This is a genomic window from Lactiplantibacillus sp. DA1, from assembly GCF_032681335.1.
Classification (GTDB): domain Bacteria; phylum Bacillota; class Bacilli; order Lactobacillales; family Lactobacillaceae; genus Lactiplantibacillus.
In genome coordinates this window covers 180,019-195,721 of the sequence record NZ_JAWHTQ010000001.1, presented here as the reverse complement: position 1 = coordinate 195,721, position 15,703 = coordinate 180,019, and the positions used below count along the sequence as shown (strand labels likewise).

Here is a 15,703-nt window from a genome sequence, read left to right as displayed (position 1 = left end):
TTTAGTGCTGGCTAGACGCGAAGGGTACCATACTAGCATCACTAAAAACACCCCTGGATCGACTGCATTATCAGTCATGTCCGGGGGTGTTAGTGCTGGCTCATTCGTATGTGCTAATTAGTGTTAATTCTAAAAATTGTTGAAATAAGCCAAAGTTTAAGCTTGTCAACAGGTGCTTACGCTAATTAATCAATAGTTGGTTTCATAGCTAATGCTTTGGCAGCTTCTTCACTGTCATCGAAGTGATGCTTTGTCCGACCAATGATTTGGTAATCCTCATGGCCCTTACCAGCGATTAAGACAACATCGCCGGGTTGCGCGGCTTCAATGGCTTTGGCGATGGCAACGTGCCGGTCTTCATAGACAGGGACATTAGCGTCGGGAACCCCAGCAACCATGTCGTTTAGAATCATCGTTGGATCTTCCGTCCGTGGATTGTCTGAAGTAAAGATTGGTTTGGTGCTATGCTCAACGGCGATTTTGGCCATCTTAGGTCGCTTCGTTTTGTCACGATCACCGCCACAGCCAACGACGCAATAAATATCCTTAGTGGCGAAATCTTGAATGGTTTCTAAGGCATTCAATAAGCCGTCGGGAGTGTGGGAGTAATCGACGATGACACTAACACCCGTGTGAGATGGTACGGATTGAAAACGTCCTTTAACGCCCGTCACTTTTTCAAGGGACTTAATAATTTGGTCCTCAGGAATACCACTGGCGTAAGCCGCTGCAAAGGCCGCCAGCATATTATAAACGTTGAACTGGCCAATCAGTTGCATTGTCACGTGGGTCACGTGGCCGAAGACGGAGAGATCAAATTCAGTTCCGTGGCTCTTAATCTCGACATTTTGGGCATTGATCATGGCGTCTGGTTTGAGTCCAAATGTCAGCACGTGCGCAGCCGTATATTGTTCAAATTCACGACCAACGGGATCATCGGTATTAAGAACGGCGACCTTATTAGTTCCATCAGCGTTGTACTTATTGCCGAGTTGCGCAAAGAGCATGGCCTTAGCTTCCGTGTACTTAGCCATTGTTTTATGGAAGTCCAAATGATCTTGCGTCAAGTTCGTGAAAACGGCGATGTCGTAATCAATCCCCCAGACCCGTCCGAGTACCAGGGCGATTGAAGAAACTTCCATGGCGACAGTTTCAACACCGGCATCCCGCATGGTAGCTAGGGTCCGTTGCGTTGTGATGGCGTCGGGGGTGGTGTTGGCCGTTGGTAGCTTTTCATCTTTGATCTTACGATACATCGTCCCGATGATGCCCGTTGCTTGCTGTTGATCACGATAGATCTGTTCGATCAGGTGGGTGACAGTCGTTTTCCCATTGGTACCAGTTACGCCAATCATCCGCATCTTTTGACTAGGGGCGCCATAGAAAACGTCGGCGAGAATCGCCATTGCGCGTTCAGTGTTTTCAACATAGATAACGGGTACTTTGACGTCCAAGGGTTTAGAAGCCACGATGATCTTGGCGCCTTTTTCGATGGCCTGATCAACGAGATCGTGACCATCAACGTGATAACCAATAACAGCGATAAACATCGCCCCGGGCTGAACTTCACGAGTATCCTGTGTTAACATCGTGACGTCGAAATCCGTGGTCAATGCGGGCCGTACCTGCTTAAATTTTAAACTATTAATTAATTGACTTGCTTGCATAATATTAGCGTCCTTTTCAATAAAGTTACTGTTTCTAGAATACATGCAAACGGGGGAATTGTCACCCTAAATGAGGTCTGAAATTAGACGCGTGCCGTAACAACTGGACAGGCTTTTGGCGAAAAAAATGGCCTAAAACAGAGCCAAAACTTAAGTACTGGATGCAAACAAGCCCGGCGTTAAGCCGAGCTTGTTGGTGATGATTATTCGATTCCTAAAAATTCATCATGTAAGGCGTTCATGGCAGCTTTTAAATCAGCTTCCTTGACGAGTACCCAGATGGTCGTATAACTATCGGTCGATTGTAAAATGTCGATGTGCTGTGCCGATAACGCCGTGACGATGCGGGCAGTTACGCCGGGAGTCCCGGTAATACCAGCCCCAACAACGGAAACCTTCGCACAGTCCGCAATCGCGTGACAGTGGACGTGGGCGTCAGTTAAGAGTTGCTTAGCGACGGCTGCATCACCATTAACGAGGTTAAAGACGACTTGGTGTGGTGTGATGTTAATAAAGTCAACGCTCAAACCGTGCTGTGCCATCAATTGGAAGATGGCACTTGAACTTAACGTATCGGTAGGCACAGTGAATTGCGTCAAGTTTGTTTGGTGCGCAATCCCCGTTACCGTGCGATAATGCTCGATTTGCGTCGTTGTGCGGTCAGTGACCAAAGTTCCCAGTTCATCTGGTTCTTGATAGGTTGACCGAATTCGCATTGGGACGTGGGCTTGTTCCGCAATTTCAACCGCGCGCGGATGAATGACTTTAGCACCTTCATGAGCCATATTAGCCAGTTCTTCATAGCTGATAGCCTTAATAAAACGGGCGTGGGTGACCAGTCGCGGATCAGCAGTCATCATGCCGTTAACATCGGTAAAAATATCAACCCGTTTGGCTTTTAAAGCGGCACCGAGGATGGCTGCTGATGTATCGGAGCCACCACGACCAATCGTAGTAATATGGCCGCTCTCAGTGGCACCTTGAAAACCAGTTACGACAACCACGTCAGCATCAATAAAGGCATCCGTGATCGGTTTTGGATCAACGCGAAGAATCTTAGCGTTTTGGAAATCGTCGTTAGTAACGATGCCGGCATCATGGCCGGTCATGGCCGTGACGTTCAGCCCTTGTTTGCGAGCTAGCTCTGTAAAGACAGCAGTCGAGATGGTTTCACCAACTGAGACCAACATATCGAGTTCTCGGTTCGTTAGGCGCGAATGTTCAGCACCAACTAAGCCGAGTAATGAGTCAGTTGCGTAGGGAGCGCCCTTACGCCCAATTGCTGAGACGACCACGATAACTTTGTCGCCCTGATCAACGGCGTATTGAACGTGTTTTAAGGCCTGAATACGGGCAGCTTCATCTTTAACTGATGTCCCCCCGAATTTTTGAACAATAATTTCCATTGATTTAAAACTCCTCGACTTTTTCGGCAACGGCGTTTGCTTCGGGGCTATCCATCAAGTGGTCAGACTCGACATAGAGTTTATGCCACATCATGAAGGTGAGCACTGTCCAGAGTTTCCGCGAATTATCCCGAACGCCGGCTTTATGGTCATCTAAGAGTTTCAAGAAGTAGTCTTTGTTGAAGTATTGGTCAGTTTGCGAATCGTTAATGATCTGCTTAGCCCAATCGTACATTTCATCTTTGAGCCAGAATCGAATTGGTACTGGAAAACCAAGCTTCTTGCGGTGCAGTACGTGCGCTGGCACGATGTCTTCGACTGCTTTACGAAGAATGTACTTGGTCGTCCCGTGACTGATTCGAAGATCAGCTGGAATTTCAGCGGCTAAGTTATAGACCTCACGATCAACAAATGGTGTCCGCAGTTCCAAACTGTGGGCCATGGTTGTCCGGTCAGCGTTATGCAACAAGTCACCGTTTAACCACGTGTGCATATCGATGAATTGCATTCGACTGATTGGATCATAGTCGACGGATTCATCATAGAGTGGTTGTGTGATGGACTGGAACGGGTGGTTCTGATTGTAATTTTTAAAGAAGTTTTGTTTTTCTTGTTCACCGAAGATAAAGGCGTTCCCAACGTAGCGATTTTCTAATGGGGTCGTTCCTCGGAGTAAGAATGACCGACCACGCATTCCCTCTGGCATCATGAGTGCGATGCGCTTCAAGGCACCATTAATCGGTTTCGTGTAGCGGAACGGTTTCAATGATTCTGGTTCATGATAGATGGTGTAGCCACCGAAGAGTTCGTCAGCGCCTTCACCAGTCAAACAAACCTTAACGTGTTTGACCGCTTCTTTGGCTAAGAAGTACTGCGGCACAGCGGCCGGGTCAGCCAACGGATCATCCATGCTCCACACAAAGTGAGGGAAGGCCTTCATGAAGGCTTCAGGCGTAATCGTCATGCTGTAATTCTTAACACCAAGTTTTTCAGCGGTCTCTTGAGCAACGTCAAGCTCACTATACCCTTCACGTTCAAAGCCAACCGAGATCGTTTCAAGGTTGGGGTTGAAGTTTTTCGCAATTGCGACGATGATTGATGAGTCAATTCCGCCTGAAAGGAAGGAACCAACTGGTACATCAGAGCGCATGTGAATCTTAACGGAGTCGATTAAAGCATCTTTGATTTTTTGGGCATATTCGTCCTCGGAACGTTGGACCGGATGAAATTCTCGGTGATAATAGCGATCAATCCGTGGCGCAGCCCCCAACTTTTTAGTCAAGGAGCAACCAGGGGCGAGCATTTTAATTTCTTTCGTAAGTGTCTCTGGTTCGGGAACAAATTGGAACGTCATGTAATCTTGTAAGGCATTTTTATCGAAGGTTTTATCCTTTAAGATCTTATAAATAGCCTTGCTTTCAGAAGCGTAATAGAAGTCATCACCACTGATGGCGTAATAGAACGGCTTAATCCCGAACTGATCGCGCGCGGCAAATAACGTTTTTTCTTGTTTATCCCAGATGACGAAAGCAAACATTCCCCGTAAGTACTTCGTGGCGTCCGCGTGGTACTTTGCGTACATCGCAAGAATCACTTCAGAATCGGAGCTTGTCTTGAATTTATAACCTTCTTGTTTGAGTTGTTCACGCAATTCAACATAGTTATAAATCTCGCCGTTAAATGTCATCCAATAACGTTCATTATCATAAGATAATGGTTGGTGACCACCGGCTAAATCAATGATACTTAAGCGCCGAAAACCCATGGTAATGTTGTCATCAGCAAAATAACCGTCATCATCGGGTCCCCGATGGACAATCATTTTAGTCATTTCGTGGATGGTCTGATCGTAAGCGGCGTTATCCGACTTAGTCCGATCAGTTAAGCAACCAGCAAAACCGCACATGTCTGTTCATCTCTCAATCTTTAAAGTTTAGACAGTTCTTATCTACATTGTGTACAAATGGTTCGTTGTTAATTTACCCGTTTCATTTACGGATGTAAAGCAATCTGGATAATTATAACGATTTCTTACCAATGCCAGTCATAATTGTTCTGGACAGTTCGCTGGCGTACACCTCCACTATTATACTTGCTTTAATTCATAAGATAAAGCGGAGAGCGTAGATGGAACGCTTTCATTAATAATTTTAGTCTCGACTACTAATTAACAGATGTTTAAGCTATTAAGTATTGTCAATTAGGTTGAACAGAAGGTCGTCTTGTAATCAGTCAAGGATGATAAAAAATCTGGTGAAGTTATAGCAAAATAGTCATTTCAAGAATGTGTGCTAATTCTTGAAATGACTATGCGGATAGGGGCATATAGTTAGCTTGTTTTGCTAACAGGCATTAGCAGTTGTATCGGTGAATGTGATGGCTAACAATTTGGCGGGACGACAAAATTGGCTAGTTTTGTTAATAAAGTTTCTAAAGCTTGCTGTTCGTTATCACTAAGTGTAGTTGCTAACCAGTGATCAACAGCAAGCGGGATGGCAGCTAAGTCATCGTAATTAGCCTTGGCCTTTGCAGTTGGAAACAAACAGCTTTTACGCCGGTCTTGTTGATCCGCAGTAATAGTGACCCAATCATGCTCCGCAAGGCGTTTGACAGCTTTAGTGATAATACTATGTTCGCGATAAATTTGTCGATTCAAGGCTTCTTGACTAATTCCGGGTTGCTCACAAATTATGAGTACTAGCATGAAGTTACTTTCATTTAAATCATAGGACTGTAATTGCTGTGTGATACGTTGCCGGATAGCGCGATTAATAATTGAAAAATTTTTTTCATAATGCACATTCATCACCTGATTTATAAAAAGATGTTGGTTTAAGTTTAATGGCTAACACGCTTAGACGCAATGTCTAATTCTTGCCAACATAGGATCACCATGAAGAAGAAACCGATCATGGTCAATAACATCGCAGCTCTGAAGCCCCAGGTGATTTGTGGCATCATGTTAAGTGCCCATACTAATAAAGTGTTGCCCAGCGACCCAGCAACTTGGCGGCCAGTATTGCTTAGCGTTGTCCCATGACTTAGGGAAGTTCCCGTAAAGCTTGCTAGTGATTCAGTAATCGTCACCGAGGTAATGAGGGCACAACTTGCCATTCGCAAGGTATAACCAATGATTATCCAGGCTAGACTGGTGTCAGTGGCCGCAACCCACAACGGGATGAACGCAATGATTTGTAAAATGAGTCCACTGATCAATAACCATTTTAGCCCATAGTGGTCGTACAAACGACCAACAATGGGTGCCAAAATTAAATTTGCTAACGCGCCGGGCAACATAATCAGTCCTGTGGTCATACTAGAGTAACCACGATGCGTTTCTAAAAGTACCGGCAAGATCGTTTCGGTTCCCATCATGATGGCAAAATTTAACATTACAACGATAGTCATTCGTAGAAATGTACCTTGGCGTAATAATTTTAGGTTGAGTAGTGGTGCTGTGGCACTCAGTTGGCGCCGGGCAAAAATAGCAATTAAGCTGACACCGCCCAGTATTTCAATAGTGCCTATTAATGTTTGGTCTTGTAGAGCGGAGATACCGATCAAGAGGATTCCCATTCCGAAGAAGGATAGTAACATGGACCACCAATCGATTTTAATGATTTTAGCAGGTTTTAAGTTCGGCAAGGTGATAAATCCGATTAATCCAACTAATAGCATGACTACGAATACGACCATGAAAAGACTATGCCAGCTGAAGCGTGCTAACAAAATCCCAGCGAAAGTTGGTCCCACGGCCGGACCGGCTGAAACTACCATTGAAAATAAGCCGAGAATGGTGCCTCGCTGATTATCTGGGAACATTGCTAATAACGCGATTTGTGCAAAAGTCATCAGGACACCGCCCATCATGGCCTGAATGAGTCGGGCCGCCAATAGAATGTAAAAATTAGGTGCTACCATTCCAAGCGCTGAAGCAATGCTGAAACCACCGATTAGGATCAAGAATAAGCGTCGCGTACTAAATCGTTCATATAAGGTTGCGGCTACGGGAGTGATGATTCCGAGTACTAGAACGTAACCTGTAGTTAGCCATTGAACTAGACTCAGACTAGCTTGAAAAGTTTTCATCATTACTGGCAAGGCTGTAATCATTAAGGTTTGGTTCAATAAGGCTGTAAAAACGGCGATTAACAGTGTGCTGGTTAATAGCCGACGTTTAGATGTTGTCATAAATTTCCTCCACTATGTGCAAATGCACTAATTAGAATGATGATTATTATATGTGCAAATGCACCATAATTCAAGCATCTATTTTTTAGACCTTATTGGCGTAAGTGTTGCGAATAAAGTCTGCCATTTAATGATGGTAATAACTGAAATAAAAAACTGAGCTACCAGAATTTTCGTACTGGCAGCTCAGTTTTTTATTGTGATGAAGTTGGGATAAGGTCGCACGGATAATGCCTTAGAGTCTATTATGCCCAACCAACAAGACGCAGGACGGCCATGGCAATAATTCCCGTGATAACGACGGCCAGTAGACTCTTAGTCAGAATACCAGCAAGGATTGCGGGTATTGAGGCGTAGATGTTGGGAAGATTGAGCCCCGGCCAATGCCCAGCATGGTAAGTTAGGAGACTTTCAACAAAAATCGCGGTCATAATGGCAACTGGGACAAATGATAAAAAATTGATCAGCCAATGGGGAACGGTTAAATTTTTAATGATGGCAAAAGGGACGATCCGTGATAACCAAGTCACGAGGCCACAAAGTAAGATAGTCACTAAAATGTAAGCACTCATTTCGGACTCACCACCATTCCAAAACCGCAGCCAAGTAAAGTTGCAAAAATCAAAGCCAAGTTGCCAGGAACCCAGCGCATGAGAAAATACATCGCGAGGGCGACGAAAAGCACGACCCATAATTGTGTTGGCAATGATTTACTACGATCCGTGATAATCTGTAAATAAAGTAGGCCAATGAACATACCAACAACGGCGAAGTCCAGACCAAACTGGTTAGGGTCAGTGATGAGGTTACCTAGAAGGCAGCCAATCACTGTTGCTGTCGCCCAAACTAAGTAGGCGACAATGTTAGCGGCGTGTAACCAACTTGCTTTTAGTTGCTGATTGGTTTGATTCAGCTTGTTCATGCTGAGTGCGAAGGTTTCATCAGTCAGTAATGATCCCAAACCGATATTTTGCAATAAAGAATCTTTTTTAAAGTACTGGGCAACCGACATACTCATTAAAATCATACGTGAATTGATCAAGAAAGTGGATAAAATGATCGCCGAAATAGGACTACCAACTAGGAGCATACTGACGATAATAAACTGAGCGGAACCAGCATAGACGATTAACGACATAAGCAATACGGCCCAGACTGATAGGTGACTAGTGTTAGCGACGATGCCCATGGCTAGGCCAACGCCAATGTATCCAAAGACGGTGGGAATGACGTCTTTGATGCCCGCGCGAAAAGTTAAGGTAGAATCCATAAATGTATGACCTCCGATTTAATAAGCATGAACTAACCAGCACTAAACTTGAGTAACCGCCACGATGCATCAATGCGGTTAATTATGTCAGTTAGCTTAGGGTTCGCGATGATAACTAATATATAAGGGCGATGTTCCAACGAGACTAATGGCTAGTTAGTTAAATGCGTGTTAAAAGATAGTTTACTACTTTCGGTGAAAATAATGAAGAAAATTATCATTGATTTTTAATCGTGACGTTACGAAATTGTCGCTTGCATTTCAAGTACTGTGGGCGTAACATAATCACATTGATTTTTTGAAAGGACAAATGGTGGGAGAAAATGACTCTGGAACAATTAGCAGCCCATAGCGGGGTCGCTGCTGATAAAATCGTCGCCTATACCAATGCTGGTTTATTACCTTGTAAAGATATTAACGCGCATTTTAGTGCCGATGATGAATATTGGCTAGATATGGTCAATTGCTTCTTAGAAAATGGCTCATCCGTTGAGGATTTGAAAGATTTAATGCCACTTTGCGAACAGTGTGCAGCTCAATAAACAAGTTAAAACAATCGTACCGATTCTGCTAGAATTGGTGCGATTGTTTTTTTACACGATTGTTCACTTAGTAGCTAAATATGAAAACTAAAATCGGCAATGCTGGCTAGGTGGAAAATAGCGGTGATTGTTAATCTGCCATTCAACGGCTTGCCGACCAGAGGGGCTGGGTGACAATGCTCAGTAGCCAAATTATTCTTAGTCGGAAATGGGGTTCTTCCGACTTAGAATAAGATTCGTATTTGAGATTGCGCAGTGTTTTTCTGCGTAAGTTCAAATCGATGTCGGCTGCGTTCCAACAATTGGCACCCAGCCCCGGAGGTCGGAGTAGGATGAACACGTGCTGACGAGTAACAAGCCAACCTAATCGGCACATTTTAAGCATGATTAGTCCTAATTAGCGTGTATTTGTGTTTTGGCGAGATCACTGTTTTCCGCACGGTCAATCGAAATATAAATGAATTTATATAGGCTGGCAGGATTGGCGAGCTAACGGTATACTTATTGAAGTATAAACACCAACCAAAAAGGATAGTGAAGCAGGGATGAAATCGGGGAAACAACGGGTGTCATTATTGATATTGTTATGTTTGATGGTGGTCGGCTTAGCTGGTTGTCATAATAAGGATTATTAACGGTCAATCGAGAAGGGGTTAAATGCGGTTGCTGAGAGTAAGTACCAAAAAGCACTGACATATTTTGATAACGCTTTAACACAAAAGCCTAAGGACGAAAAGGCACAGGCGTACCGAGATCAAACGCAGGCTTACTTGACGACGACAGCTAAGTTGAAGTCTGGTGAGGTTAAAAAAGCGTTGACGACAGTTGATAAGGGGGTCAAAATCGCGAACGGAGCAACAAGCTTGACGAATAAGTTGAAACAATTGAAAGTCACTGTAGCCAGTGATTATCAGGAATATCAGCAATTGTCGGACGATGTTAAAGCGCAGTTAAAGGTGAAGGACGGCAATTATTCAGCAGACGTACTCAAACGCTGCGCAGCTATTAACTGGGATAAAAAGCCGTATTTGAAACCGTTGAAACCTAAGGTCAAGCAGTTATTGCTTGCGGCTAAAAAGGCCAAAACCAAAATGAAAGTCAGTGCGGCTGACGCCAAACGGGCAGCGGCATTACGCCGAAGTATCGCTGCCGCTAAAAATAAGTGGGATATGGACACGTTAGCTGAGGTTCCCGACTGGTTTATTTTGGCACTCTTTGCAGACGATAGCGATGTTGACGATGTTGCCGAAAGATTAGATGAGGAATACGATGATCAGACCGGCGAAAGTGATGATTATTCGAGGGGTGATGATCAAACGATTGATTCGAGTGATGACACGAACGACACTGACGAGGATTCGGCTGATAACGATTGGAATGATCAAGATACGGACTCGAATGATGATTCCGATAATAATAGTGATGCCGATAGTGCTTCGGATTTCTCAGAAGATGATGAAGATTCGAATAGTGACTATGATGATGATAGCGAAAATCAGTCCGATAGCGATGACGGCGCAGATACTGATAGTGAGTCTGACGACGATGACGGTGGTGATTATGATACTGATGATCAATATGACGATGATGCCGATTACGATGATGCCGAGAGCCTACTCGACTTGGTTCCCAGCCAGCCGTCAGTGGTCGATCGATTGTTTGCATAGGTTATTTATTAGTTGTTGAACGTTAAAGTTGCAAAGTAATCGTCTGACAGTTTCAATAATGGAATTATGTATGATATAAAAACAAACGTCCGCGCTGATCTAAATCGATCAACGGCGGACGTTTGTTTTTTACATGATGGATTCACTACCAAGCTAGTCTAAGCGACGGCTGTTTATTTAACAAGTCTGCAGCTTGATGCTGATTAAGGTCTATGCTTGATGCTAGCGCGAATCGTGCTGATTGTGGAAAATCTGATGATAATTAAGACCATATTCCCTAATATACCAGTAGGCTGTGGGCTTGTTTTAATTGTTAGTTCAAGCTATTTGCTAGCCTTAACTGTTTTAAGCATGCTTTGAATAGCATTAGCTTGATATTGAGCGGCCGCGGCTTTTTGAACTTGTGCGAGTTGTGCTTTGCTCATCGTTGGATTTTTAACCATTGCGGCCTTGACCTGATTAGTAACGTAAACTTTAGCACGTGCTTTTAATGTCGCTTGTTGTTGTTTCATCAACTTGCTGAATTGTTTTGCCTGCGTAGTGCTAAGGACGACCCAATTCTTGTTGATATAGAAGTAGTTGGTTCGTTTGATCAATTGTTTATCATTATTAGCTAGACCAAACCAGAACTTCATCGCATTACTCTTATAAGTCCAGCGAGTCGTCTTAGTGACTAGCTTAGGCGTTGCGGTCGTGGTCTTAACTTGGTTAGCCGTTTTGACACTGGCTGTCGTATGGCTAACTTTTTTCTGATTAGTGGTCTTCTTATAAATATAGACCCGATGTTTATCAGCGGTACCCACACTTTGATAGAGCAATAAATCAAGTTGTTTGCTACTACCAGCGGACTTTAGTGATTGCGTGGTGGTCGTGGTCGTTTTGACCATACCGTAATGTTGACCATCGTTCTTTGAGACGAAGACGATCGAGGTCACTAAGAGGGCCGCAAAGATAACGGATAAGCAGATCCGCAACGTGTTTTGGTGAACGTAGATAAATGATAAGAAGAGTGCGATTGCACTAACAACGAGTAATACCAGAATCATTAGTCGTTCACCTCCTTAGTTTTCATCGCTGGCTTAATAGAATGTTGCTTGCCCTTCATAAAGAAGGCCACAACGAGTCCGACAACTGAGAAGCCCACGGCCACCCAGAAAGCCGCATGGTAACCATTTAAGGTTGCGTTGAAATAGCCGTTTTGGTAGCCGAGTGGATTGCTCTTAATCAGGCTGTGAGCTGGCTTAGTGGCATCCGTAACGTTTGATAAGACGGAGGTTAAGATGGCCGTCCCGATGGAACTAGCGATTTGACGCGTCGTGTTGTTAACGGCTGTCCCATGCCCCATTAATTCAACGGGGAGGGCGTTCATCCCAGCAGTCGTTGCGGGCATCATGACCATAGCAATCCCGAACATCCGAACAGCATAGAGCACCACGATGTAGACGGTTGCGGTATTACGAGTAATAAACGCAAATGGAATCGTTCCAATGGTCAGTAAGAACATCCCTAAAATAGCCAAGCGTTTGGCACCAAAACGGTCAAAGGCCCGACCAGTAATTGGGCTCATGACCCCCATCATTAATGCTCCGGCTAATAATGATAGTCCGGATTCAAAGGCGGAGAAGCCATGAATGATTTGCAAGTAGAGTGGAATAACCATTTCAGCACCAACCATAGCCATGTTTGCAACTGAACTCAGAATAGCAGCAATTGTAAACTCGGCGTGTTTGAAGACCCGTAATTGTAAGAATGGATTTTCCATCGTTAATTGACGCCAGATGAAGCCAATGATGAAGATAACACCAATAATCAAAGTTGAGAGGACGACGGCAGAAGTCCAGCCATTGTCACCAACGGATGAAAAGCCATATAGCAAGCTCCCAAAACCAATGGTTGAAAGTACTAGCGATGCAAAGTCTAGTTTGGGCTTAGATGTTTCCAAAACGTTAGCCATGAAGAAGAAGCCGGCGATTAGAACAATTGCAACGATTGGAACAATCAAACCAAATAAATCACGCCATGATAAGTTGTCAATAACCCACCCAGATAACGTTGGACCGATGGCTGGGGCTAAACCGATAACGATTCCGGCAGTTCCCATGGCAGCCCCACGCTTGTCAGCGGGGAAGATTGATAGCATAATCGTTTGAAGTAGTGGCATGGTTACGCCGACCCCAACGGCTTGAATCAAACGTCCAGCCAGTAGGAAGCCGAAGTTAGGGGCTGTCCAGCAAATAATGGTCCCTATTTCAAAAATAGCCATTGCGGTCAGGTACAACCATTTAGTGGAAATTCGTGAACTTAGCCATGCACTGACGGGAATCATAATCCCGTTGACTAACATGAATCCGGTTGTTAACCATTGAACGGTCGACGTTGTGATATCAAAATCTTTCATCAACGTTGGGAAAGCAGTGGTTAAAATCGTTTGATTAAGAACGGTACAAAAGGTACCAATTAATAAAACTGCAATGAGTAAGCCACGGTTATAGGGCTTCCCATGCGTATCAACAGGAGTTGACAAGTAAATCCCTTCTCTCTAAAAAAGTACGTTGTCTAATATAATCGGATTTACCAGCTTTGTCAACAAACTTGACATTAATATCAAAAATAATATACTGAATATTGAAATTGTTAGAAAAGGGGCTAACCTGTGGATAATCGAGAAGATGGCGTATTTTTTAAAAAATTCAAAGAACAAATTCATAAACACCAATTTACGATTGGCATCAGTGATTTGGCGAAAATGACCGGTGTTTCCCAGACACAACTACGCTACTGGGAACAAAAAAAGTATATTCATAGTCTGAAAGCAACTGAGAAGAATACGACACACCGCTATTCGTATGGCACGTTGATGCGTGTTCATTTTGTTAAGATGATGCTAGATGAAGGTTTTACACTAGCGTCAGCTGTTGAACGGGCCAATGGTTATAATAATCAAATGGAGATGATGCGTATCTTTATGATGACGGCTTTTCAAGGAATTGAAGAACGTGATGGGCATCATATGGTCAAATTGGGCTACTTTGATGAAGCAAAGACGCAACGGCTGTATTGCTACATCCAAGATGAACAACCACACTATCGACTTTATCCGGTCAAGTCAGAAGGCTAGCAACCTTCAGCTTGTGTAACTGATTGATTAATGTTAAATTTAAGTTGGTAAGTATCGGTAAGTCACTTGGGCATTTAAGTTTCCCGTTCGTCAACCGATCTTATGGCTGGGTTGACCGTCGTCATGTTGGTCGTGTTTTGAAGTTTAACTTTGCAAAAGGATTTACAACGGAGCGCGAATAAGCGCTGAGAGATGCCTAGCTCGGCTAGGTAGTAATCGTGCATAAAAACAACGTGTAATTGAAACTAGTAGTAGTCTTCAATCGCCCGGTGATGATATTTGCCAGAGGCCCCAAGTGCTGCGGGAAAGCTTGGGGCTTTTTTGTCTTGTTAACATGTAACACCACGACTATTGCGTGATACGCACAAAAAAGAGATTGAGCTTGAACTCAATCTCTAAAAATTAATCATAAATTGTAGAATTGTTAAGAAGTTGCGATTTGGGCAAACTGGGCGGCTAACCATTCATTCCATGATAGCGCGGAATTACCACTAGTAAAATATTTTTGATCGAGCCGATCAATCAAATTGATATAGGCCGTAAATGAAAAGTTAACGGTATCATTCAAACGCTGTGCCTTGGTCATGTAGCGGCCATAAGTAAGGTGTTCATTGATGTCGGTCATATAAGTGGCAACGTCATAGTTGGACATCACTTCCAGGTTGTTAGCGTCAAAAAGCTGTAAGTAAAAGGCTGCAAAGTCTTCAACCGCCTTATGTTGCAAAGAACGATCTAATTGCGTAATTGATAATTGAGCATCATTATTCACGATGCGGTTCCTCCTTAGTCGAACAAGCACGCTTATAAATTAGTAACCAAATTGGGTTATTTGCGCTACAATTAATTATGTCACGATTAGACAATTAATTCAAAACTTTGTGGTCATTAAAGACTAGAACTGGTGTCTTAATTGTAGTAAGATGGTAGAATTACATTTAGAGAGAGTCAGAAGTAACTAATTAGTTGAGGTGAAGAATATTCATGACCCCCATGAAGGAAGATTACTTAAAAATTATTTTCGAGCTTGGTGGTACGAAAAAAAAGGTGTCCAATAAGCAGATTGCTTTAAGCCTAGACATCGCGGCTGGTTCTGTAACGGAAATGGTCGGTAAGTTAGTTCAGGAAGGTTTGGCAAAGCATACCCCTTATGCCGGTATTTCGTTGACAAAAAAGGGGATTCGCTACGCTGAGACGTTAGTTCGTAAGCACCGTATCTGGGAAGACTTTTTAGTCGATAAGCTTGATTACGATTTGCCGGATGTGCATACAGAAGCTGAAGTGCTGGAGCACGTGACGAGCGAACGGTTAGTGGATTCTTTAGAGGCCTTTTTAGGTCATCCCACGCATTGTCCACATGGTGGTGCTATTCCAGATAAGGACGGGCATTACCAGGAAGATAGTCATACAAGTTTGGCGGATACGCCAGATGGCACGACAGTTACGATTGAGCGTTTTATTGATAACCATGATTTGTTAGTTTACTTACATGATACGTTGCTCAAAATTGGGCAACAAGTTACGGTTTTGAAACACGATCCATTCGAAGGACCGGTGACTGTGGTGATCCAAGCGACTGGTGAAGAAATCCCCATTAGTTTTAAGGCAGCGCATAACGTCTTTGTTAAGTAGGGAATGTTAAGGACGTACCGAACAAACTAACTTATTATTAGTTAGTTATTCTGTTTCATTTATCATCACATAAACATTTCATGGAAATCATAGTGTTTAGCTACCCTTTTTAGAAACAATATGCTACAATTACTCTTGTAGCTTGGTTAGGTAATTTTGGTCAGATCGTTTCAATAAACTATCCCCATTTGTACCGAATCATGATTTACATTA

14 protein-coding genes are annotated in these 15,703 nt (G+C 43.5%); 4 read left to right on the top strand and 10 right to left on the bottom strand.

Features of this window, described 5'->3' with window-relative positions:
* Window positions 1-185: 185 nt before the first annotated feature.
* The 7 genes from RXV91_RS00955 to RXV91_RS00925 all read right to left on the bottom strand — a co-directional run bounded on the left by RXV91_RS00955 (window position 186) and on the right by RXV91_RS00925 (window position 8,534).
* A complete protein-coding gene (locus tag RXV91_RS00955) occupies window positions 186-1,667 on the bottom strand; it encodes a UDP-N-acetylmuramoyl-L-alanyl-D-glutamate--2,6-diaminopimelate ligase (RefSeq protein ID WP_316438294.1) in 1,482 nt (493 codons plus the stop codon).
* A gap of 203 nt (window positions 1,668-1,870) precedes the next feature.
* Window positions 1,871-3,073: an aspartate kinase gene (gene dapG, locus RXV91_RS00950; protein WP_033611340.1), complete on the bottom strand. Its 1,203-nt coding sequence runs from the start codon at window positions 3,071-3,073 to the stop codon at window positions 1,871-1,873.
* A gap of 4 nt (window positions 3,074-3,077) precedes the next feature.
* Entirely contained in the window at window positions 3,078-4,979 is a 1,902-nt protein-coding gene (gene asnB, locus RXV91_RS00945) for an asparagine synthase (glutamine-hydrolyzing) (RefSeq protein ID WP_316438293.1), read from the bottom strand.
* Between the two features lie 474 nt (window positions 4,980-5,453).
* A complete protein-coding gene (locus tag RXV91_RS00940; protein WP_316438292.1) occupies window positions 5,454-5,873 on the bottom strand; it encodes a MarR family transcriptional regulator in 420 nt (139 codons plus the stop codon).
* A 38-nt stretch (window positions 5,874-5,911) separates the two neighbouring features.
* Entirely contained in the window at window positions 5,912-7,264 is a 1,353-nt protein-coding gene (locus tag RXV91_RS00935; RefSeq protein WP_316438291.1) for an MFS transporter, read from the bottom strand.
* Window positions 7,265-7,509: 245 nt separating this feature from the next.
* Window positions 7,510-7,836 (bottom strand): AzlD domain-containing protein, encoded by a 327-nt coding sequence (locus tag RXV91_RS00930; RefSeq protein ID WP_316438290.1) that lies wholly within the window; start codon window positions 7,834-7,836, stop codon window positions 7,510-7,512.
* Window positions 7,833-8,534, bottom strand: a complete 702-nt coding sequence (locus RXV91_RS00925; protein WP_316438289.1) for an AzlC family ABC transporter permease — start codon at window positions 8,532-8,534, stop codon at window positions 7,833-7,835. The genes RXV91_RS00930 and RXV91_RS00925 overlap by 4 nt, the downstream gene beginning before the upstream one ends.
* A gap of 323 nt (window positions 8,535-8,857) precedes the next feature.
* Between RXV91_RS00925 and RXV91_RS00920 the strand changes: the two genes are divergently transcribed.
* Both RXV91_RS00920 and RXV91_RS00915 read left to right on the top strand, forming a co-directional pair.
* Entirely contained in the window at window positions 8,858-9,076 is a 219-nt protein-coding gene (locus RXV91_RS00920) for a MerR family transcriptional regulator (RefSeq protein ID WP_021730237.1), read from the top strand.
* A 770-nt stretch (window positions 9,077-9,846) separates the two neighbouring features.
* Window positions 9,847-10,743, top strand: coding sequence for a hypothetical protein (locus RXV91_RS00915; protein WP_316438288.1), 897 nt, complete (start codon window positions 9,847-9,849; stop codon window positions 10,741-10,743).
* A gap of 323 nt (window positions 10,744-11,066) precedes the next feature.
* On the opposite strand, the gene RXV91_RS00910 is transcribed toward RXV91_RS00915, so the two are convergent.
* Both RXV91_RS00910 and RXV91_RS00905 read right to left on the bottom strand, forming a co-directional pair.
* Entirely contained in the window at window positions 11,067-11,789 is a 723-nt protein-coding gene (locus RXV91_RS00910) for a DUF4811 domain-containing protein (protein WP_316438287.1), read from the bottom strand.
* Window positions 11,789-13,267, bottom strand: coding sequence for an MDR family MFS transporter (locus RXV91_RS00905; protein ID WP_316438286.1), 1,479 nt, complete (start codon window positions 13,265-13,267; stop codon window positions 11,789-11,791). The genes RXV91_RS00910 and RXV91_RS00905 overlap by 1 nt, the downstream gene beginning before the upstream one ends.
* A 129-nt stretch (window positions 13,268-13,396) precedes the next feature.
* On the opposite strand from RXV91_RS00905, the gene RXV91_RS00900 reads away from it, so the two are divergent.
* Window positions 13,397-13,861 carry a MerR family transcriptional regulator gene (locus RXV91_RS00900; protein ID WP_316438285.1) on the top strand — a complete coding sequence of 155 codons (465 nt, stop codon included), beginning with the start codon at window positions 13,397-13,399 and terminating at the stop codon, window positions 13,859-13,861.
* A 424-nt stretch (window positions 13,862-14,285) separates the two neighbouring features.
* On the opposite strand, the gene RXV91_RS00895 is transcribed toward RXV91_RS00900, so the two are convergent.
* A complete protein-coding gene (locus RXV91_RS00895) occupies window positions 14,286-14,630 on the bottom strand; it encodes a hypothetical protein (protein WP_316438284.1) in 345 nt (114 codons plus the stop codon).
* A gap of 212 nt (window positions 14,631-14,842) precedes the next feature.
* Here RXV91_RS00895 and RXV91_RS00890 point away from each other — a divergent pair, with 212 nt between their 5' ends.
* Complete coding sequence (locus tag RXV91_RS00890; RefSeq protein ID WP_316438283.1) at window positions 14,843-15,490, top strand: metal-dependent transcriptional regulator; 648 nt, start codon at window positions 14,843-14,845, stop codon at window positions 15,488-15,490.
* The last annotated feature ends 213 nt before the right edge of the window (window positions 15,491-15,703 follow it).